At 59.1% G+C, this 21,487-nt stretch carries 17 protein-coding genes; 12 read left to right on the top strand and 5 right to left on the bottom strand.

Going from position 1 to position 21,487, the window contains the following annotated elements:
- Positions 1–6 precede the first annotated feature (6 nt).
- Genes KUW67_RS02440 through KUW67_RS02425 form a run of 4 tightly spaced genes read left to right on the top strand, consistent with a single transcriptional unit; the run spans position 7 to position 2,911 of the window.
- The gene (locus KUW67_RS02440) at positions 7–591 is read left to right on the top strand and encodes an NAD(P)H-dependent oxidoreductase (protein WP_224823669.1); all 585 of its coding nucleotides are present in this window, start codon (positions 7–9) and stop codon (positions 589–591) included.
- Positions 592–1,230 (top strand): NAD(P)H-dependent oxidoreductase, encoded by a 639-nt coding sequence (locus KUW67_RS02435; protein WP_224823668.1) that lies wholly within the window; start codon positions 592–594, stop codon positions 1,228–1,230.
- Positions 1,227–2,144, top strand: coding sequence for an isopenicillin N synthase family oxygenase (locus tag KUW67_RS02430; protein WP_224823667.1), 918 nt, complete (start codon positions 1,227–1,229; stop codon positions 2,142–2,144). Before KUW67_RS02435 ends, KUW67_RS02430 begins: the two co-directional genes overlap by 4 nt.
- Positions 2,144–2,911 (top strand): creatininase family protein, encoded by a 768-nt coding sequence (locus KUW67_RS02425; protein WP_224823666.1) that lies wholly within the window; start codon positions 2,144–2,146, stop codon positions 2,909–2,911. Before KUW67_RS02430 ends, KUW67_RS02425 begins: the two co-directional genes overlap by 1 nt.
- Here the strand turns inward: KUW67_RS02425 and choV are convergent.
- Genes choV through KUW67_RS02410 form a run of 3 tightly spaced genes read right to left on the bottom strand, consistent with a single transcriptional unit; the run spans position 2,908 to position 5,722 of the window.
- Positions 2,908–3,921 carry a choline ABC transporter ATP-binding protein gene (gene choV, locus KUW67_RS02420; RefSeq protein ID WP_224823665.1) on the bottom strand — a complete coding sequence of 338 codons (1,014 nt, stop codon included), beginning with the start codon at positions 3,919–3,921 and terminating at the stop codon, positions 2,908–2,910. The genes KUW67_RS02425 and choV overlap by 4 nt on opposite strands.
- The gene (choW, locus tag KUW67_RS02415) at positions 3,918–4,751 is read right to left on the bottom strand and encodes a choline ABC transporter permease subunit (protein ID WP_224823664.1); all 834 of its coding nucleotides are present in this window, start codon (positions 4,749–4,751) and stop codon (positions 3,918–3,920) included. Before choW ends, choV begins: the two co-directional genes overlap by 4 nt.
- 44 nt (positions 4,752–4,795) lie before the next feature.
- Complete coding sequence (locus KUW67_RS02410; RefSeq protein WP_224823663.1) at positions 4,796–5,722, bottom strand: choline ABC transporter substrate-binding protein; 927 nt, start codon at positions 5,720–5,722, stop codon at positions 4,796–4,798.
- 494 nt (positions 5,723–6,216) lie between these two features.
- Here KUW67_RS02410 and KUW67_RS02405 point away from each other — a divergent pair, with 494 nt between their 5' ends.
- Complete coding sequence (locus KUW67_RS02405) at positions 6,217–9,519, top strand: Hint domain-containing protein (protein WP_224823662.1); 3,303 nt, start codon at positions 6,217–6,219, stop codon at positions 9,517–9,519.
- Between the two features lie 603 nt (positions 9,520–10,122).
- Positions 10,123–11,439 (top strand): sulfatase-like hydrolase/transferase, encoded by a 1,317-nt coding sequence (locus tag KUW67_RS02400; protein WP_224823661.1) that lies wholly within the window; start codon positions 10,123–10,125, stop codon positions 11,437–11,439.
- A gap of 3 nt (positions 11,440–11,442) precedes the next feature.
- Here KUW67_RS02400 and KUW67_RS02395 read toward each other — a convergent pair whose 3' ends face one another.
- Both KUW67_RS02395 and KUW67_RS02390 read right to left on the bottom strand, forming a co-directional pair.
- The gene (locus tag KUW67_RS02395) at positions 11,443–12,378 is read right to left on the bottom strand and encodes a formylglycine-generating enzyme family protein (protein ID WP_224823660.1); all 936 of its coding nucleotides are present in this window, start codon (positions 12,376–12,378) and stop codon (positions 11,443–11,445) included.
- Positions 12,379–12,688: 310 nt separating this feature from the next.
- Complete coding sequence (locus KUW67_RS02390; RefSeq protein WP_224823659.1) at positions 12,689–13,717, bottom strand: substrate-binding domain-containing protein; 1,029 nt, start codon at positions 13,715–13,717, stop codon at positions 12,689–12,691.
- Between the two features lie 110 nt (positions 13,718–13,827).
- Between KUW67_RS02390 and KUW67_RS02385 the strand changes: the two genes are divergently transcribed.
- Genes KUW67_RS02385 through KUW67_RS02360 form a run of 6 tightly spaced genes read left to right on the top strand, consistent with a single transcriptional unit; the run spans position 13,828 to position 21,455 of the window.
- Positions 13,828–15,357: a tripartite tricarboxylate transporter permease gene (locus KUW67_RS02385; protein ID WP_224823658.1), complete on the top strand. Its 1,530-nt coding sequence runs from the start codon at positions 13,828–13,830 to the stop codon at positions 15,355–15,357.
- The gene (locus tag KUW67_RS02380; protein ID WP_224823657.1) at positions 15,354–15,818 is read left to right on the top strand and encodes a tripartite tricarboxylate transporter TctB family protein; all 465 of its coding nucleotides are present in this window, start codon (positions 15,354–15,356) and stop codon (positions 15,816–15,818) included. Before KUW67_RS02385 ends, KUW67_RS02380 begins: the two co-directional genes overlap by 4 nt.
- A 40-nt stretch (positions 15,819–15,858) precedes the next feature.
- The gene (locus tag KUW67_RS02375) at positions 15,859–16,827 is read left to right on the top strand and encodes a tripartite tricarboxylate transporter substrate binding protein (RefSeq protein ID WP_224823656.1); all 969 of its coding nucleotides are present in this window, start codon (positions 15,859–15,861) and stop codon (positions 16,825–16,827) included.
- A gap of 59 nt (positions 16,828–16,886) precedes the next feature.
- On the top strand, positions 16,887–18,290 hold the full coding sequence (locus KUW67_RS02370) for an aldehyde dehydrogenase family protein (RefSeq protein WP_224823813.1): 1,404 nt from the start codon (positions 16,887–16,889) through the stop codon (positions 18,288–18,290).
- Complete coding sequence (locus KUW67_RS02365) at positions 18,287–19,777, top strand: AMP-binding protein (RefSeq protein WP_224823655.1); 1,491 nt, start codon at positions 18,287–18,289, stop codon at positions 19,775–19,777. The genes KUW67_RS02370 and KUW67_RS02365 overlap by 4 nt, the downstream gene beginning before the upstream one ends.
- 37 nt (positions 19,778–19,814) lie before the next feature.
- On the top strand, positions 19,815–21,455 hold the full coding sequence (locus KUW67_RS02360; protein ID WP_224823654.1) for a sulfatase-like hydrolase/transferase: 1,641 nt from the start codon (positions 19,815–19,817) through the stop codon (positions 21,453–21,455).
- Positions 21,456–21,487 lie beyond the last annotated feature (32 nt).

Below are 21,487 nucleotides of genomic sequence, written 5' to 3'. Positions count from 1 at the left end.
GGTAAGATGACACGGGCTTTGGTTTTGTTTGCGCATCCTTGTGGGGAGAGCTTCTCGGCCGCGCTGCATTCCGAGGTTGTTTCGGTGTTGCAGGGGCGCGGTTGGGACGTCGATGATTGCGACCTGAACGCGGAAGGCTTCAACCCGGTTTTATCCGAGGCCGAGCGACGCGGCTATCATGATGAGCCGACCAATACCGGGCCTGTGGCGCGCTATGTCGAGCGGGTGCGCGCGGCGGATGCGCTGGTCATGGTGTTTCCTGTCTGGAATTTCGGCTATCCGGCTATTCTGAAAGGGTTTTTGGACCGCGTCTTCCTGCCTGGTGTCTCCTTCAAGCTGGGCGAGGACGGTAAGGTGCGCCCCAACCTGCGCCATATCACCAAGCTGGCGGCGGTCACGACCTATGGCGGGACGCGGATGCGCGCGATGCTGTGTGGCGACCCGCCGCGTAAATGCGTCACACGGGCGGTTTGGCATGTATGCCGCCCGCAAAAAATGCGGTATCTCGCATTATACGACATGAACAAGGCCACTACCGCGACTCGCGACGCCTTTCTTCGCAAGGTCAACGCTGAGATGGAGGCATTCTGAATGCGCGCGCTCGTGGTTTATTCGCACCCAAAGGACGGCAGCTTCAATTCGGCCGTTCGGGATACAGTTCTGGAAAAGCTGCATGGGGCCGGGGCTGAAGTCCGGCTGATTGATCTTTACAAGGAAGGGTTCTCGCCTGTGCTGAGCGCCCATGAGCTGGAGATTTATGAGGATACCAGCTGCAATTGCGACCCTGTTGCACGCCATGTGGATGATCTGCGCTGGTGCGATACGCTGATCTTTGTCTATCCGACATGGTGGTACGGGTTGCCTGCGATGCTCAAAGGCTGGCTGGACCGCGTTCTGGTGCCCGGTGTTGCATTCCTGATGCCGGATGCCGAGAATGCCGATATCCGCGCAGGGCTGACCAATGTGACCCGTCTAGGCATCTTCACGACCTGTGGGGCGTCCTGGTGGCTGACGCGGCTGATCGGGGCGCCGGGGCGGCGGACCCTGCAGCGCGGCGTGCGGCTAATCTGTGCGAAGGGCTGCAAGACGACCTATGCAGCGCATCATCTGATGGACAGCTCTACCCCTCAGAGCCGCGCCAAGCATCTGGCGGTTGTCGCGCGCAAGATGGACAGGTTCATCGACCAGAGCCCTCAACGAAAGGGCCATGGCAAAGGAGTGCCCGCATGATCCCTGTCCTTGACTGGAGCCGCTTTTCAGGTGGCACGGATACGGACGGTTTTGTTGCCGATCTGGGGCAGGCGGCGCGCGGGCCGGGGTTCTTTTTGCTCAAAGGGCATGGGGTGGCGGCTCCTTTGATCGAAGATGTATTCACTCAGGCGGACAGTTTCTTTGCGTTGCCTGAGACCGATAAGGCCCCGCTGTCGATCCTGAACAATCCGCATAATCGCGGTTGGGCGCAGATGGGTAGCGAAAGCCTAGATGAGACCTCGGGGCAGGTGGATCAGAAAGAGGCTTTCAATATCGGGCTCGATCTGTCGCCCGACGATCCGCGTGTGTTGGCCGGAGAGCCATTTCGCGGCGTGAACCTCTGGCCTGATTTGCCGGGGTTCAAAGAGACACTGCTGCAATATTTCGATGCCGTTCAGAACCTTGGCGTGAGCCTGCACAAGGCGATTGCCCGCGATCTGGGGCTGGCCGATGATCACTTTGCGTCCAGTTTCTCGGCGCCAATGTCGACGCTGCGGATGCTGTCTTATCCCGCGATGCCCGGCGCGGGGATCGGTGCGGGCGCGCATACGGATTACGGGTCTGTCACGCTCCTGATGACTGATGGCGAGCCGGGCCTGCAAGTGCGCCCACGCGGCGGCGATTGGACGGATGTCCCTCATGTCGAAGGGGCTTATGTGGTCAATATCGGTGATTGTCTGATGCGGTGGTCCAATGATATCTATGTCAGCACGCCCCACCGGGTGCTCGCGCCGAAAAAAGCGCGTAAATCCATAGCGTTCTTCCTCGATCCTGATCCTGATGCGGTGGTCTCCGCGCTGCCCGGGACGGGAGAGCCGAAATACCCGCCGGTTACGGGTGCGGACTATCTGCGCTCGCGGCTTGATGCGACCTACACACCGAAAGAGCTTTGATGCGACGGCTGGATTGGGCGGACTACCGCACCACGGAATACGACCAAATCGACCCGATGAAGACGGTGGCCATCCTGCCCACAGCGGCCATCGAACAGCACGGGCCACATTTGCCCGTAGGCGTCGACACGATGATAATGGACGGGATGCTGGACGCGCTGCGCCAGAACTGTCCTGAGGATCTTGATCTGCGCGTCCTGCCGATCCAAGCCGTTGGCAAATCGAACGAGCATTTACATGCGCCCGGAACGCTCACCATCAGCGCCGAAAACGCCCTGCGCGCCTGGACCGAGATCGGGCTATCGGTGGCGCGCGCCGGGGTCCGCAAGATTGTGATCGTGAACTCCCATGGGGGCAATCTGGACCTGATCTCGATCCTGTCGCGCGAATTGCGGGTGCAGGCGCGGATGCTGGCCGTGAAGTGCCAGTGGGGCAGTTTTGGCAAACCAGATGGCATTTATTCAGAGCGTGAGGCGACCTTTGGCATTCATGGTGGCGATTTGGAGACGTCGGTCATGCTGGCGTTGCGGCCTGAGCTGGTCGATATGAGCGTGGCTGAGGATTTTCGTTCTACCGCGGAGGGCGGAGCAATCTCGCCGATTGGACCGGTGTCCTATGGCTGGATTTCCAGCGATCTGAACCCTGCTGGAACAGTTGGCGATGCGCATCTGGCGACGGCGGAGAAGGGCAAGATGACCATCGACCATCAGGTCGCGGGTTTTATCGATCTGTTGCAAAAAGTGGTGGCCGAGAGACTGCCGGACTAAGTGGAAAGCCGCTTCAGGACGTCATCCTTGGTCACCGTTCCGACGATATTACCACCATCCGAGACCCCCAAAGTGGCGTTTTCGCCAAGCGATTGCATGACCTCTTTGACGGGCAAATCTGCCGCCACGGTTCGAGCAGGTCGGCCTTTCGCCGGCCCCATGACGTCAGCGGCGGTCAGCACTCCAAGCGGATTCATATTGGCAACGAAATCAGCAACATAATCATTCACCGGATTGGTGAAGATATCCTGTGGAGTGCCGCATTGCACGATGCGCCCGCCTTCCATGATGGCGATGCGGTCACCGATCTTGAAGGCCTCATCAAGGTCATGACTGACAAAGACAATGGTGCGTTTGAGGCGCTCTTGCACCTCAAGCAACTCATCTTGAAGCCGCGTTCGGATCAGCGGGTCGAGGGCAGAGAAGGGTTCGTCCATCAGCAGGATCGGGGCTTCATTGGCGAAAGCACGGGCCAAGCCCACGCGTTGCTGCATACCGCCCGACAGCTCGCCTACTTTCTTGTTCGCCCAATCGGTGAGGCCCACAAGCTCTAGCTGGGCAGCGACGCAGGCTTGACGGGTGTCTTTGGGTGCTCCCATCAGTTCGAGCCCCAGACCGACATTCTCTGATACGGTGCGCCAAGGCAGCAGGCCAAACTGTTGGAAGACCATTGCAACGCGGTGCTGTCGGATATGGCGCAACTGCTTCGAAGAAGCGTTGGTGACATCAACCATGCGGCCGCCATCGTTGACCTCCACATGACCGCGCACGACGGGGTTGAGGCCGTTAATCGCACGTAGAAGCGTGGATTTGCCGGAGCCGGAGAGGCCCATCAGCACAAGCGTTTCACCCTCCTCAATCGACAGGGTGCAGTCATGAACGCCAAGAACCTGTCCGCAATCTGCGGCGACTTCTGCACGCGACTGCCCTTCATCCATCAAGGGTAAAGCGACTTTAGGTTTGTCTCCGAAAACGATAGAAACATTGGATATTTCAACAGCGATACTCATTTTCGGGTGACCCGCAGCATGCGGTCCAGCATGATCGCGACAACTACGATAATGAAACCGGATTCAAAGCCCAGAGCGGTGTTTACTTGGTTGAGCGCGCGCACCACGGGAACGCCCAAACCATCAGCTCCCACAAGGGCTGCGATGACGACCATCGACAGTGACAGCATGATCGTCTGGTTCAACCCGGCCATGATTTGGGGCAGGGCGTAGGGCAATTCCACCTTCCAGAGCTTCTGGCTGGGGGTGGCTCCGAACGCGTCTGCGGCCTCCAGTAAAGGCGTGGGCGTTGAGGTGACGCCAAGATGGGTTAGCCGGATCGGTGCTGGCAGCACAAAAATGACCGTCGCAATCAGACCGGGCACCATGCCGATGCCAAAAAAGACAATAGCAGGAATGAGATAGACGAACGTAGGCAGGGTCTGCATCAGGTCGAGCACCGGGCGTGCCGCGCGGAAAAGACGGGGGCGATGGGCCATGGCGATGCCGATGGGCACGCCCAGCCCCATACAAACCACACAGGCCGACAGGACCAGTGTCAGACTTTCCGTGGTCTCTTCCCAATAGCCTTGGTTCAGGATGAAGAGGAAGCCGAGCACGATGAACACTGACAGCTTCCAGCTGCGCTGGATCGCATAGGTGATCGCGGCAAAGGCCAAGATGATGACAAATGGGTGGGGCGTTTGGAGCACCCACAACACGCCATCAATCAGGCCTTCCATCACCAGCGCGAGCCCGTCAAAGAACCAAGCGCCATTGATCTGCAACCAGTCAAAGACCGCCGCGGCCCCCTTTCCGATGGGAATTTTCGTCTCTGTCAACCAATCCATCTTGGATTAAGAAGGCCCCGCAAGCCATTGCAAGGCCGTTCTTTTTACATACCAAGAGAGGCTTTGACCGCTGCGACCGCGTCGCCGCCATCAACGGTCGTCACACCATCAAGCCAAGACGTATACATATCCGGATTAGCCTTCAGCCATTCCGTCGCGGCCTCTTCAGGGTCTGCACCATCATTCAGGATTGCGCCCATAATCTCGTTCTCCATCGGGAGGGAGAACTCAAGATTATTCAGCAGCGCGCCAACATTGGGACATTCCGCGACATAACCTGCGCGGGTATTGGTGTAGATCGTGGCACCGCCCAGATCGGGGCCGAAATAGTCATCACCACCAGTCAGGTAGGTGAGGTCGAAATTGGCGTTCATCGGGTGGGGTTCCCACCCGAGGAAAATCACCGGCTCGTCGCGTTTCGTGGCCCGATCCACTTGGGCCAGCATGCCTTGCTCGGAACTTTCGCGCACCTCGAATTCTTCAAGCCCAAAGGCATTGGCCGAGATCATATCGAGGATCAAACGGTTGCCGTCATTGCCCGGCTCAATGCCGTAGATATTGCCTTCCAGCGCGTCGATATGGGTCGCGATATCAGCGAAGTCTGCAATCCCAAGAGCAGCCCCAGCGGCATTTGTGGCCAGCGTATATTTCGCGCCGGTCAGGTTTTCGCGAACCGTATCCACGGTGCCTGCTTCACGGTAGGGGGCGATATCAGCCTCCATCGTGGGCATCCAGTTGCCCAAGAAAACATCGATATCACCTGCCGCCATCGACGAGTAGGTCACTGGCACGGAGAGGACCTTGACGTCCACCTCATAGCCAAGCGCGTTGAGCACGACGGATGTTGCGGCCGTGGTGGCCGTGATGTCGGTCCAGCCCACGTCCGAGAAGGTGACGGTGCCGCAATCAGCCTGGGCGAGGCCGGCGGACGCGATCAGGGCAAGCGTTGCGGTGGTGGTTTTGAAGGACATGCGTGACTCCCAGTTTATGACGTTGGATCGGAGCATCCGATCGGGAAGGGCCTTGTGGCAGGATGCTCTGCGACCCAATTGGGGCCAGCCTAAGCCGGTTTGAGCCCAGGTTAAAGCATCGAGTCTGCTTTGAAGAGGCTGCACAGATACGCGGCGAGGGAGACATCTTACCATGCATTTCATCCTGCCGTTGCAAGCGCATGACGGTCTCGGTAGAAGACCGCATCAGACTGGTTCTTTTTTCCAAGAAATAGCGACGATTGAGGCGAAAATGAGATGACCCTTTCCAGCTCTGGATCGCCGTCCGAAGGAAGGATAAAAGCTGAAAAATAAGGCTTTACCGAACATTTTCGCCGTTCGCGTAATCGAGGAATGCCAGCGTTTCACTTAAATGCCAAAAAACCATGACACTCTATACTTAGTTTTGTCCAATTCATGCCTCTCTCGTCCGCGATTGTCTGATCACTATAAACTAACCTTCAGGGGCGCTGCAGATGGCCAATTTTCTAAATGGTGTGTTGTTTATCAGTGAGATTATGGCCGACAACGCCGGTGCCAATGCCGTAGATGTCGATGGTGACGGCGTGGCCAACAAGGCCGACGAGTTCGTTGAGATCCAGAATGCCAGCGGATCGGCGGTCTCTCTTGCAGGGTATGAGGTTTGGTCAGCGACTGAAGGATTGCTTTACAGCTTCGGCCCGACCGATGCGATCCCCGCAGGCGGGACCGCTACAATTATCGGCGAACATGTCGGCACACCCCCGGCGGGCGTCTTTGAGGCCACGAATAACAACAGCGTCAACTTCCTCCCCGATGGCGAAGGCACGCAGAACGACACGATCTTTCTGGTGGATACCAGCAGCGGCGAATATGTGGCGGTTGCTTACGGCGATCCACCCAATCCCTCGCTGCCCAGCGGTTTCCCCGGCACCACGGATGTCGGCACCGAGACAATCAACACCAGCGTTGTCAACGGCACCTCGATCCAGCGCGACGGCAATGGCGATCTGACAGAGGGAAGCCCCACAGCAAATGCTGCTGGAGAAACGGGCGCTGTGCCGGATGGTTATGTGTCTGGCACCGCAGGCGATGATGTCATCGGCGGCGGATATACCGACGAGAATGGCGACGAGATCGACGGCAATGACGGGTTTTTGCCGGGCGAGGGGCCCAATGACGACATTGTCTATGGCGGGCAAGGCAATGACACCATCACGTCCGGGCAGGGCGATGACACTATTTATGGTGGCTCGGGCAATGACACGGTTGTGGCCGGTGCGGGCGACGACACGATTTTTGGCGACAGTCAGGTTTCGACCCAGCTGAGCGAGAGCCTGAACTGGACCACAGCCGGCGGCGATGGTGTCGATCTAAGCGGGGGCTTCACCCAAGATACCGGGTCGGTCAACGTAACGGTCAGTATCTCGGATGATGGCGGGCTTAACTCTGCTGAAGGCAGCACCGCTCCGCAATATCGCGAAGGCTCCGAACCCTTTGCCAGCGATTCATCGCTTGAGTTGCGTGGCGCGGGCAATGGCGGCTCTGGCGTGTCGCAAACAACGACGGTAACGCTCGATTTCGATGTAAAGCCTCAGACGGAGTTTGGCTTTGGCGTTGAGAACGTCCAGTTCCGCATCAACGATATCGATCAAAGCACATGGGACGATCAGGTTACCGTGACCGCCATCGGCGTCGATGGGCAACCTGTAACCGTAACTTATCAGATCGACGGCAACGACACGCTGACAGGCGGCAATACGCTGGACGGCGCGGCAGGCAATGACACACAGGAAACCGTTGGCGGCTCGGTTCTGGTGACGATTGCCGGGCCTGTTCAGCAAGTCTTCATTGATTACGACAATGCGGGCACCGGTGCGCAGGCTCTTTGGGTCACGGATGTACATTTCGACACGGTTGTGGATGACGCCCCGGGCGATGACACGCTCTCTGGCGGGGCCGGGAATGACACAATCTACGGCTATGGTGGCGATGACACGCTGAACGGCAACGCTGGCGAGGACCAGTTGTTCGGCGGCGACGGCAATGACGATCTGTTTGGGGGTGGCGGGGCCGACAGGCTTGAAGGGGGTGCCGGCGATGATCTTTTGTCGGGGCAGGGCGGCGATGACACTCTGCTGGGGGGCGACGGTGATGATACGCTGCGCGGTGGCGTTGGCGCGGACCAGATTGATGCGCGCGACGGCACAGGTGCCGACACTGTTATTGGCGGCAGTGATGCCGACACGATCCGCGCCGATGGTGGCGACACCGTCAACGGAAGCGAAGGGGGCGATGACAACGACACACTGATTGTCGAGGATGTCGACCGCATCGAGTATAACCCGACGGATAACGAAGACGGCACGGTGTATTTCGATGACGGCACCACGCTGAATTTTCGCAATATCGAAAACGTCACTGTCGTGGAACGGGACGGGATCGTATCGGGCGATGCCTCTGATAACATCATTGATGGTAGCTATACGGGCGATCCCGACGGCGACCGCGTGGACAATGATGATGCAATCATCGCAGGCGAGGTCGGCGAGGATGACATTATCGAGGCTGGCGCAGGTGATGACACCATCACGGGCGGGCTTGGCAATGACGAGATGTCGGGCGAGGCCGGTGATGACCAGTTCATCCTGGATGGCACCTTCGGCAATGACGAAATCACAGGCGGCGAAACCGGCGAAACGAATGGCGATGAGGTCTCCTACACCGGATCCGAAGACGTCACGGTTGTCTTTGATGGCGACGAGACTGGCACGCTCACCCAAGGTCCAAACAGCGCAGATTTTTCCGAGATTGAGCGGATCTCAACCGGTTCTGGTGATGATACGATCGATCTGAGCGGTGACAGCACCGGCATCAACGTCTTTGCGGGCGACGGCAATGACGCGATCACCGGTGGCTCTGGCGCAGATGTGCTTCTGGGACTGGACGGAGACGACACGCTTACAGGCGGTGATGGCGCAGACACTTTGGATGGTGGCGACGATGCCGACACGTTTATCGGCGGCGTTGGCGATACAGTCATCGGTGGTGAAGGCGGCAATGACAATGACACCCTTGATCTGACAGGCGCGGGACCAACCCGGATCAAGTACGATCCAACTGACAGCGAGGCCGGCACGGTCGAGTTCCTGGACGGAAATGGGGCTGTCACCGGCACCATGACGTTCTCGGAGATCGAGACGGTCAATCATGTGCCGTGTTTCACGCCCGGCACGCAGATCCGCACAGTTCAAGGCCTGATCCCGGTCGAGCATCTGCAAATCGGTGATCGCGTCTTGACCCGTGACAACGGCTATCAACCGGTCCGCTGGATTGGCACGCGGCACCTGAGCCCCGACGAGTTGGCGCAAAATCCAATTCTCGGCGCGATCACGTTCCGCGCAGGGTGTTTTGGCGACGATCTGCCCGAACGCGACACGACCGTGTCACCACAACACCGGATGCTGGTAAGTGGCCCTGAGGTCGAGCTTTACTTTGGCGAAGCGGAGGTTCTGGTCGCGGCCAAGCACATGCTGGGCATGGCTGGCGTTGAAATGGCGAACACGACGAACGGGCAGAGCTACATTCACGTCATGTTCGCGCAACACGAGATCATCAATGGCGATGGCGCTTGGTCTGAGAGTTTCCAGCCCGGTGATCTGTCGCTCAAAGGTCTTGATCACGCACAACGCACCGAGCTTTTCGCGCTGTTTCCGGATCTTGAGCAAGAGCGTGGACGCAACAGCTATGGCACGGCACGTATGGCGCTGCGCCATTTCGAGGCGCGGTTACTTCACTGACGCGCGTTTCGCATGCGCTCAGTGCTGGATCTGTCCTTTGTTCTTCTGACGTTGAATCGAGGGCAGTTTTACATGAACTGTTACGCTTAGCGCATTGATTTATATGTTTTTCATCAATTCATATTATTTACATAATACCGATTATAAGAAAAATATACCATCTGTAGAATGCTCTTATCGAGCTACCCAATTCCCCTATCTCGTCGCTGATAGGAAACGATAAGGTCACGTGGACACCGTTTACACGCTCCCGCGCATCGATGCGCGTTTTCTGAACGAAAACCGACACCCCGCAAGCGTCGCTGTCGTCTGTTCTACGCTGCAGCCAACGCTCAGTTCCGATGTTGATACTCACCCAGTCCCCGGCATGTGAGCGGGCAATAAAACCCGGCAAGAGTCATTTACAGACAACCATGGATCGGATTGAGCCATCTCCCTGCCCTCGGTCCAAACCGGACGCCACGGGTTCGAGGATCGTTCACTGATATCTATCTCGACAAAAGACATTGAGACCACAGGCAGAACCGCGTTATTCCATAGACACAGGTTTCGGGGCGATCACCCCGTCATAATAAAAACGATCTATCGGGTTAGGAGTGGGTTATGGCAACGCGGCAGAAGAACGTGGTTCTGATCTCGTTTGACGATGCAACCGCGCCGTGGCGCTACAAGACTGCTTTTAACGAGCCGTTGCAGACCCCGAATCTGGACCGTATCTGCGCGCAATCCACCGTTTTCCATTCCGCCTATTGTCAGGCGCCGATTTGCGGCCCCTCGCGCGCCAGTTTCATGTCGGCCAAGACCCCACACCAGCTAGGCATCTTCGAGAACGCGGACGAGCTTTTCGATAAGATCGCGCCACAGGAGGTCTGGTCTTACAAGCTGAAAGAGGCCGGGTTCTTCTGTTCTTCTGGCGGCAAGGTCCACCATCGCTACCGCCCCTTGCGGCGGCGGTTTCACAATTGGATTTACTCGGACAACCAAAAGCGCTTCCGCGCGGATATGCACTTCCCCGAAGTCTCTGAAAAGAAGCGCTTTGGCGGCAACCGTGGCGGCTGGGCCAGCGTCGACCCGAAAGACGATCAGGCTTTCTATGATGCCAATTCGGGCGATTCAGCGGTTGAATTTTTTAACAGCTACGACCAGGACGCGCCATTTTATCGCGAGGTCGGCTTTTACAGCCCTCACGGCCCCCACTACACCCCTATCCGCTTCAAAGAGATGTATGACGCCACCAACCTCAAGCCCCCCGAGGAGTGGAAAAACGGACATGATTACAATGCTTTCTCAGATGAACTGATGCGAGAGAACGAGCATATAAAGAAGGGTGATATGAAGTGGTGGCGCGACAGCGTGCGCAACTATTATTCGGCCTACAGCCACGGCGATTACCATCTTGGCCGGGTCTGGGACGCGCTGCAGGCCTCGCCCCACGCCAAGGACACAATCGTTGTCATCCTGTCTGATCACGGCTTCCATCTGGGCAATCGCAATCTTTACCGCAAAACGACCCTGTTCGAGCAAGTCGCCTCTGTTCCGATGGTGATTTACGACCCGGACAATCCGACGGACCAGGATGTTTACGACCCGGTGGCGCTTTTGGATGTAGGGCCGACTGTGCTGGATATCGCAGGCCTCCCTGCCCCGGACGCGTGCGTTGGCCGATCTCTCTTGCCGTATCTTGAGGGGGACACGGATCCCGACCGGGCTGTGCCGACCTTCCACCATGACAACGCTGCGATCCGCAAAGGCGATTACCGGATCATCCGCTACGAGGACGGCTCCACGCAGATGTATGATCTGCGCGAAGATTTCTGGCAGCTCAACAGCCTTGGTCCGGATCATCCTGCGTATGACGGGATGTATGCGGCCTTGGTGGAATGTTGCGCGGAATACGGGCTGACGATTCCGGCAGCCTGAGCGTCACGCGGGCCAGACAATCCGAAACCCGTGATGCGGCGTGGCGCTGTCTGGCGATGAGCCCGAGCGCGCAGCGATCCGGTATCGGTAGCAATAGCTTTTGTGGCAAAGATACGACCCCCCCTTGGACAGCCGGTAGCCTTTCATCCCTTCCAGCCTCTGGCGGACATGCCTTTTCACCGACTTGATCCGAAACGGATCGGCGGTCCATTCCCAGACATTGCCGACCATATTATAGAGGCCCATGGGGTTTGGCGCGAAGGATTGCACAGGTGCCGTGCGCGCATAGCCGTCGGCACAGGTATTGGTGCGAGGAAAATCACCCTGCCATATATTGCAGGGCATGATGCTGTCATCGTCAGGTTCCAAATCGCCCCACGGAAAGCGCACGTTCCCCTGCCCACCGCGTGCCGCTGTTTCCCATTCAGCTTCCGTGGGCAAACGGCCCCCGACCCAACGCGCATAGGCTTGCGCGTCATGCCAGGAGACCTGCACAACCGGGTGATCCGGGTGCCATGCCACATCTGCGGTCCCTGACCCGTTGATATCGCGCCAGTTGGCGTGATCCACCCGACACCACCATTGCGCCTCGGCATAACGCTCGGTCGCGCCGTAGGCGGCGGGCACATCGCTCCAGAAAACGAAAGACCACCCAAAGCGCTCCGCCTCGGTCACGTAACCAGTGGCCGTGACAAATGCCTCAAACTCGGCATTAGACACCGCAGTCGTCGCAATGCGAAATGCCTTGTGGCGTGCCGTGCGCAGGGGGCTTTCGCCATCATCGGGGATTTGCGGCTCACTGGTGCCGACAAGGTCACGGCCTTCGGGGATGAGCACGGTGTCGAAATCCTGCGCGTCGCGGGCCGGAGTGATCTCATCATGCGCGGGCCTGCCGCCATGCCCGCGCGAAGGACCACAACATGTTTTCGTCTCACTCATGGCGTCTAGATGCCTCTGCCAGATCAAGGACCGTTTCGACCAGCCCGCCCCGGACCTGATCCGGGGTCTCGCGCCACATGTCGCTGTCAGAGGTCCGGGGTCAAGTCCGGGACAGTATGGAAATGGCCAGATCGGCGCTTCCTTGTCTTAAACACTACTCGATACGAGTGCTCCCGATGCCACGTCAGCGTATTGGGAGAGCGGTCGTGGCCCAAATTTGAACCACGCATCTAGAGAGGTCAGTATGATGTTTTTGCAACCTGCAAGCATCGTAGCTCTTGGAGCGTCATAAGGTCTAAAGGATTGCCGATCAGCCAACCCTGGCGCCAAAAGGCGCGCATGTCTCGCGGATCATCAGCTCAGGTACGACAAGTTCGCCCATCAAGGTCGCATTTGGGTTGACGATCTGATCGGCGATCAGCGTGGCAGCCTTTTCACCGATTTGGCGTGCCGGGATGCGAACAGTGGTCAAGGCAGGCTCGAACTCTCGCGAGCCTTTGAAGTCGCCAATACCTGCAACGCTTATCTCATCCGGCACTCGGACATTCGCGCGGTTGAGCGCATGAAGCGCGCCCCATGCCAGCACGTCATTGCCACAGATCAAGGCGCTGGGCCTGTCTCCGGTGGCGAGCAGCCGCATGATCGCGACTTTCGCCGCATCCACGCTGTAGGGCGTCTCCAACAGACGATGTGCTGGAAGCGCGACGCCGTGATCTGCCAACGCTGCCAACACCCCTGCCCGGCGCTGCGCTGCGCGATCATTGCCGTTAACGGGCGGGAAAAGTGCCGCAACGTTGCGGTGTTTCAACCGCCCGATATGGTCGCCAACCAACCAACCGGCGCGATAATTGTCCGAACCGACACAAGGAAAGGACGTCTGCTCGGCATAGTTCCAAAGCAGCACGGTCGGTATGCTTTGACTGTGCAGAAGATGTACGGTTTCAGCCTCATGCTGCGTGCCGATCAGCGCCATACCGTCGACGCGATGCTCCAGCATCTTGCGGGTCAGCGCATATTCGCGCTGCAGGTCATAGCCGTGCGACGCGAGCAGGATCGTAAAGCCAAGATCCTCGATCGAGTCCGAAAAGCTCTGGATCAGCTCGGCAAAGATCGTGTGATCAATCGTTGGCACAATCGACCCGACCGTTCCACTGCGAATGCCGTGGATCGTTTGTGCAGCCCGGTTTCGAATATAGCCCAACCTGCGCACAGCAGTGTCGATCTTCTTGCGAGTCGATGCCTTGACCAGTTCGGGATGATTAAAGCTGCGCGACACCGTCGATGGCGACACGCGCGCAGCCTTTGCCACAGCCACGATATCGGACTTTTTATCTTTCAAAGCAGTGCCCTGCGCCTCACTCTTAACGTTAAAAATGAAAACATTTGCAATACTATTTTCATTACATACGCTTGTCGGTCAAGTCGAGGTTTTGCTTTGGGAGGAGCGCCTTGGAATTTCTGGCCTACTTTGGTGACGTGTTCACCCCGATCAACTTCGGGTTGCTACTTTTGGGCACAATCGGCGGCCTGATCCTTGGGGCAACGCCGGGGTTGTCCCCAACCATGGCCGTCGCCTTGCTGATCCCGTTCACCTTTCGATTGGAGCCTGCGCAAGGTCTGATCCTGCTAGGGGCCGCCTATACCTCGACCGTGGCGGGCGGCGCAGTGAGTGCCATTTTGCTGAAAATCCCCGGCGCACCCGCCAACATCGCGACCACGCTTGACGGGCACACAATGGCGCAGAAAGGCGAAGGCGCGCGGGCTTTGCAATTGTCGTTCCTGGCCTCTGCCGTGGGTGGTGTTTTTGGCGTCATGCTGCTGATCTTTTTGACCCCGATGCTGGCGCAATGGGCGCTTGCATTTGGGCCGTCGCATCTCTTCTGGCTGGCCATTCTTGGGGTGACAGTGATTGGCTCGCTCGATTCAAGTTCCGTTGTGAAAGGCCTTTTGGCAGGCTGTATCGGCCTGTGGCTGGCCACCATTGGCTTTGACGACATCATGGGCGCGCAGCGATTCATCTTTCACCCCAGCGTGTCTGGCGGCATCAATGTGATCCCTGCCCTGATCGGGCTTTTCGCGATCCCGCAGGTCATCACGATGTTTGCCAAAGGTCGCACTCGGCTGGATGCCGAAGTGCTGACCGTGCAGCACCACCCGATTGGTGAGGCGATCCGCGAAGTAGTCCGCCGGGGCCGCGCGTTGAGCATTGGCACACTCACCGGCTCTATCATCGGTCTGATCCCCGGGGTCGGCGGCCAGATCGCGGGCCTTGTGGCCTATGACCAGTCCAAGAAGATGAGCCCGGAACGCGAAAAATTCGGCACTGGGCACAGCGAAGGCGTGATCGCAGCCGAAAGCGCGAACAACGCAATGGTTGGCCCATCGCTCGTGCCGCTTCTGACGCTGTCGATCCCCGGCTCGCCCACGGCGGCGGTTCTGCTCGGTGGCTTGCTGATCCACGGGATTTTTCCGGGCAGCGATCTGTTCGACAACCACCCGCAAGTGGCGTGGACCTTTATCAATTCAATGCTGATCGGCCAGATCTTGATGTGCATCTTTGGGCTCTACGTGGCAGGTCTTGCGGCGCGTGTCGCGCAAGTGCCCAACGCTGTGATGGCCGCCGTTGTGCTGGGGCTTGCGGTCTTTGGCAGCTACTCGGTGCAGAACTCGATGGGCGATGTCTATGTGATGATGACGCTCGGCACGGCGATGTATTTCCTTGAGCGGTTCGGCTTTTCCGCAGCCCCCCTTGTGCTGGGCCTGATCCTTGGTCCAATTGCTGAGGCGAACTTTATCCAAGGCAGCATGATCGCCAATGCGACCTCTGGAATGGCCCCCTATTTCCTGACAGGCGCGTTAAACCTGACGCTGATCGGAGTGGTCGTTGCCTCTATCGCCTATTCCGTCTGGATGGAGCTGCGCAATCGCCGCTATACCACCAAAGACGACGCCGTTAAGAAAGAGGAGGCGTTGTCATGACCGACCTGCCCCGCACACAGCATATCGTGGCCAGTGGGCTTGTCGCCGCCGTCGGCCTGACCGTCTGTTATATCAGCTACACGCAGCAACCTGCCGCCGCCTTTGTCTTCCCGCGCCTCATCTCGACCGTTTTCGCGGTGCTGGCGCTTTGGACCTTCGGCAAGGCGGTTCTTGGCAAGACCAAGGTCGGCAACGGGCTGGATCGCCGCTCCATGATGAACATCCTGCCAGGCCTGATCGTGGCGCTGGTCTTCGTGTTCTGGGCGGCGAACGGTCTTGGTTTTTACACCGCCGCCACGGCTGTCTTTTTCATTCTGTTAACGCTCTATGATCCTGCACCCCACACAGAGGTGAAAACATGGATCAAGCGCGCTCTGATCACCGCCGGGTTTCTGGCGGTCATGTACGGTCTCTTCGCGATGCTTTTGAACGTATTCACACCGCGAGAGATATTCTTCTGAACCGCAAAAGCGGCAGAGTAACCCTAGGGAGGAGAAACCCATGAAGACGCTACTAGCAGCCGCCTCTATGGCGCTGATGACAATGACCGGCACTGCCATCGCGGAAGGCCATGAGGCCTATCCCGAGCGGCCCATCATGATGATGGTCAGCTATGGCGCGGGCGGGGCCACTGACTTTCAGGCGCGCATCGTGACGATGACCGCTGGCAACGAGGATGCGCTGGGCATGCCCATTGCGATCATCAATAAGCCCGGCGCGGGAGGTCGTGTTGGCTGGAACTGGTTTGCCACGCAGGCCGAGGCCGATGGCTACACCCTTGGCGCCTATAACATCCCCCATTTCATCGCCCAGTCGATTGAAGGCGGTGTCGAGTATTCCGCCGACAGCTTTGAGCCGATTGCCAACTGGGGCGCGGACCCGGCCGTGTTCGTGGTCGGTGCGGATAGCGAGTTCAACTCGATGGAAGATGTCGTCAACTACGCCAAGGAAAACCCCGGCGGGCTGACATTCTCGGGTGCGGGTCTCTTTGTGGGCCACCACATCGCAGCGCTTCAGCTTGAGAAAGCTGCAGGCGTGAAGCTGGCCTATATCCCCAGCAGCCAAGGCGGTGCGGGTGCCATGAAATCCGTAATCGCGGGCGAAGTGTTGGGCGGTGTGAACAACCTGTCTGACGCCTTCCGCGCGCAGGAAGCAGGCAATGTCAAAATCCTCGGCGTCTTCGATCTGGAGCGGAATGACTTCCTGCCCGACGTGCCCACCATGGCCGAGCAAGGCTTTGACATCGACAATGCGTCGGTCAACTTCCGCGGCGTGATGGTGCCCAAGGGCACGCCTCAGCCGATCATCGACAAGCTGGCCGAAACCGTCCCGGCCATGTTCGAAAACAGCCGCGTTGCGGGCAAGATGAAAGCAGGCGGATCGCCCATGCACATCATGACCCGTGACGAGGTGCTTGAGATGTGGGCTGCGCGCGAAGAGACTCTCAAGGAACTGCTTGCAGGACTGTAGCACACCCACAGGCGTCGTCCTGCCCATTCGGGGCGGCGCCACTTATGAAAGCCAACGCCATGAATGCCCCCGACCCTCTGTCTGAACTTGACGCTATTCTCGCCCGCGCCCGCGCTGCGCAAGCACGGTTTGAGGCAAATGGATCGCAGGCGCGCTATGACCTTGCGGCGCAAGCTGTCGGCTGGGCCATCATGGAGCCTGACCGCAACCGCGAGCTGGCTGAGCTTGCAGTGCAGACAACCGGGCTGGGCAATGTGGCAGACAAGATTACCAAGAACCACCGCAAGACGCTTGGTCTTCTGCGCGACATTCAGGGCGTGACGACTTTTGGCGTTATCAAGGATGACGAAGCGAGCGGCATCACCGAGATCGCGCGCCCCATGGGCGTGATCGGTGCGATTGTTCCCTCGACAAATCCGGCTGCAACGCCCGCCAATAACATCATCAATGCGCTGAAATGCGGCAACGCGATTGTCGTGGCCCCGTCACCGAAGGGCGTGGCCTCTTGCGAGCGGCTTTTGCAGTTTATCCACGCCGAGTTCGCCAAGATCGGCGAAGACCCGGATCTGGTGCAGATGATCCCGGCCCCCGGCTCCAAAGAGAAAACACAACGCCTGATGGAGACCTGCGACAAGGTCATTTGCACAGGTAGCCAGAACAACGTCCGCCGAGCGCAAACCTGCGGCACCCCTGCGGTGGCCGTCGGCGCGGGCAATGTCACCGTTATCGTGGATGAGACCGCCGATCTGGCCGCCGCTGCCGAGAAGATTCGCGCCTCCAAGACGTTTGACAACGCCACGTCCTGCTCATCCGAGAACGCAGTGGTGGTGGTTGACGCCGTCTATAACGCGTTCGTTGCGGCCATGTCACAAGCTGGCGGCGCGCTTGTCGATGATGAGGCCGGGATCGTCGCTAAGCTCTGGCCGGATGGCCATTTGAACCGCGAAGTCATTGCGCAAGACGCGGCGCCCATGATCGCAGCCTTGGACCTTCAAGGCCGCGTGCCCGAAGGGACCGAGTATATCGCCGTGCCCACCCAGGGCATCGGCCCCGATCATCCCCTCAGTGGTGAGAAACTCAGCCGCGTGCTGGCGCTCTACCGCGCATCTGATTTTGACGCCGCGGTAGAGACGACGCGCGCATTACAACTGCACCAAGGGGCCGGTCATTCGGTCGGGATTCACTCCACCGATGCGGATCGTGTGATGCTGCTTGCCACCACGATCCCCACCAGCCGGATCATCGTCAATCAAGCACATACATTCGCCACCGGCGGCGCTTTCACCAACGGCATGCCCTTCTCGCTCAGCATGGGGTGCGGGGCGTGGGGCGGCAACGTCATCGACGAAAACCTGCATTGGAAGCACTTTCTGCAAACCACCAAGATCGTGCGCGAAATCCCCGCACGGGAGCCATCACTAGACGATATCTTTGCCGACTATTGGAGCGTTGCAGGATCATGAAGCTCGACCCGCACAGGCCACCACTTGGCACCGTGCGCGACTGGCTGGACGCGCGCGCAGAGGCCGGTGGGGTCGCCGTCTACTTCCCCGAAACAGGCACCGATCTAAGCTGGGCCGCCCTGCGCCATGATGCGCGCGGATTTGCCCAGACACTCACTGCCAAGGGTGTTGTGAAAGGCGAAAGCGTCGCCGTGATCGCCCCAAACAGTGCCGAAGCCGTGACGGCCTTTTACGGCGCGCTTTATGGCGGGTTTCGCGCCACAATGATCAACCTCGCCGCTGGTCGTGACGCTATTTCCTACGCGTTGGAGCATTCGGAGGCCCGCTTTGCCTTCGTGCATGAGAGCTGCGCCGCCCTTTTTGAGGCTGCCAAAAGCCCGAGCACCGAAGCCGTTGGGCTAACGGGCCAATCCAACGCTCTGCTCCACGCCGTCAGCCCCGATGATCACGCCTTGCTGATGTATACCTCCGGCACGACGGGGACGCCGAAAGGCGTGGTGCACACCCATGCGAGCTTGCTCGCTGGCGGCTGGACCACCGCCATCGCACATGCGTTGAACCCACAGGATCGCGGGTTCTGCGTGCTACCGATCTATCACATCAACGGGCTTTGCGTGTCGGTGATGGGCAGCCTCGTGTCGGGCGGCTCGCTCGCCATGGTCTCGCGCTTTTCCGCGTCCCGGTTCTGGACCCAGGCCGAGACGGGTGGCGTGACATGGTTCTCTGCCGTGCCAACGATCATATCGCATCTTCTTCATGGCGAAGCCGACCCCTCCGCCCAAGCCAAAGCCGCCATCCGGTTTGGACGCTCTGCCTCGTCCGCGCTCGCCGTCGAGACACAGTCCGCGTTTGAAGCCCGCTTTTCGATACCGATTGTCGAGACGATGGGCCTGACCGAAACCGCCGCACAAATCCTGTCGAACCCATTACCCCCCGCCACGCGCAAGATCGGCTCTCCGGGGCAAGCGTATGGCTGTGAGGTCGCGATTCAGGGGCCCGATGGCACCGCCCTGCCCGCCGACACCGAAGGGGAGATTGTCGTGCGTGGCCCCAACACGCTGCTGGAGTATCTCAAGAATCCAGAGGCCACCGCGGCCACCTTCCGCAACGGTTGGCTGCGCACGGGCGACCTCGCGAAAATGGACTCCGATGGCTATGTCTTCGTCACCGGTCGTCTGAAAGAGCTGATCATCAAGGGCGGTGAAAACGTCGCCCCCCGCGAAGTCGATGAGGCGCTCTATTCGCACCCCGACGTGATCGAGGCCGCCGCTTTCGCGCGCCCTTGCGCCAGCTACGGCGAGCGGATTGAGGCTGCCGTGCGCATCCGCGAAGGCTCTGACCTGAACGCCAAAGCGCTGATTGCGCTGTGTGCCGAACGCGTGGGCGCGTTCAAAGCCCCGGATGCCGTCCATTTCCTGAACGAGTTACCCAAAGGTCCGTCGGGCAAAATCCAGCGCCTGAAACTGGCAGACCTGATCCCGGTCTGAGCTTGCGCTCGCCCGCCGCGCGCTTACGATCCCGCCCATGAACATCCTTTACATCATGTTTGACCAGTTGCGGTTTGATTACCTGAGCTGTGCAGGCCATCCGCATCTGCACACGCCCCATATCGACCGGCTCGCTGCCAAGGGCGTGCGCTTTACCAACGCCTACACCCAATCGCCGATCTGTGGTGCCGCGCGGATGAGCGCTTATACGGGTCGCTATGTCAGCAGCCATGGCGCGGCCTGGAACGGCTTTCCCTTGCGCGTCGGCGAAGTGACCTTAGGCGATCATTTGCGCGCGGGTGGCACGGGGTGCTGGCTGGTCGGCAAAACCCATATGACGGTGGACGCCAAAGGGATGGAACGGCTCGGCCTCGCCCCCAACAGCGTTATTGGTGCACGGCAGGCCGAATGCGGTTTTGATGTCTGGTGCCGCGATGATGGGCTTTGGGCGCAAGGGCCGGACGGCTTCTATGACACAAAGCGCAGCCCCTATAATGAATACCTCAAAGCCAAGGGCTACGGCACCGAGAACCCTTGGGCCTCCCATGCCAATGCCGGGGTTGAGGACGGCGAGATGACCAGCGGCTGGTTCATGCAGAACGCCCGCCATGCGGCCAATATTGATGAACAGGATAGCGAGACGCCGTGGCTGACCTCTAAAGCGATCGCCTTTATGGAGGCCACAGACGGCCCGTGGTGCGCCCATGTCAGCTACATCAAACCCCACTGGCCCTATATCGTGCCAGCGCCCTATAACGATCTCTACGGGGTAGATGACATCCTGCCCGTCACCCGCGCAGAGGCAGAGCTGGACGACCCACACCCCATCTATGCGGCCTTCACCGCAGGCCGTGTCGGCCAAAGCTTTGCGCGCGATGCTGTCCGAGAGGCGGTGATCCCGGCCTATATGGGGCTGATCAAGCAATGCGATGACCAGATGGGACGGCTCTTTGCCTATCTCGAAGACAGCAGACGCGCGGATGATACGATGATCATCGTTACTTCAGATCATGGCGACTATCTGGGCGATCACTGGATGGGCGAGAAAGACCTCTTCCATGCGCCCTCGGTCAAGGTGCCGCTGATTGTCTATGACCCTCGCACCAGCGCAGATGCGACCCGCGGGACAACCTGCGACGCGCTGGTCGAGGCGATTGACGTCACCGCGACAATTATCGACGCGGCAGGTGGCGCTGTGCCAGAGCATATCGTGGAAGGCCGTTCCCTCCTGCCCTATCTGCAGGGTACCACGGCCGGCAGCCTGCGGGACTATGTGATCAGCGAATATGATTACTCCGCCCATCCCGTCGCCAAGTCGCTGGATGTCGCGCCCAAAGATGCGCGGCTTATCATGGTCGCCGATCATGACTGGAAGATGGTCCATTGTGAGGGCGGCTTTCGCCCCATGCTCTATGATCTGCGACATGATCCTGATGAGTTGGTCGATCTGGGCGGCGACCCGGCCTATGTAAATCAGCGCGCGGCACTTTACGAAAAGCTCAACAGCTGGGCGCGGCGGATGTCACAGCGCGTCACCGTTTCGGACGCTGATATCGCCGCGCGCCATGGGCCGGGGCGTGATACAGGCGTGTTGCTGGGCGTCTATTCCCCCGATGAGCTGCCAGGCGACCAGACCGCCACCTATCGCGGCCCCGCCCCCACGCGACATAAGCCCTGAGCGCAAGCGCGTTGATTTTACACCACAATAGC

The organism is Cognatishimia sp. MH4019 (assembly GCF_020177595.1).
GTDB lineage: Bacteria > Pseudomonadota > Alphaproteobacteria > Rhodobacterales > Rhodobacteraceae > JAHTBL01.
The sequence above is the reverse complement of the archived record's forward strand: the minus strand, read 5'-3'. Positions and strand labels throughout refer to the sequence as shown.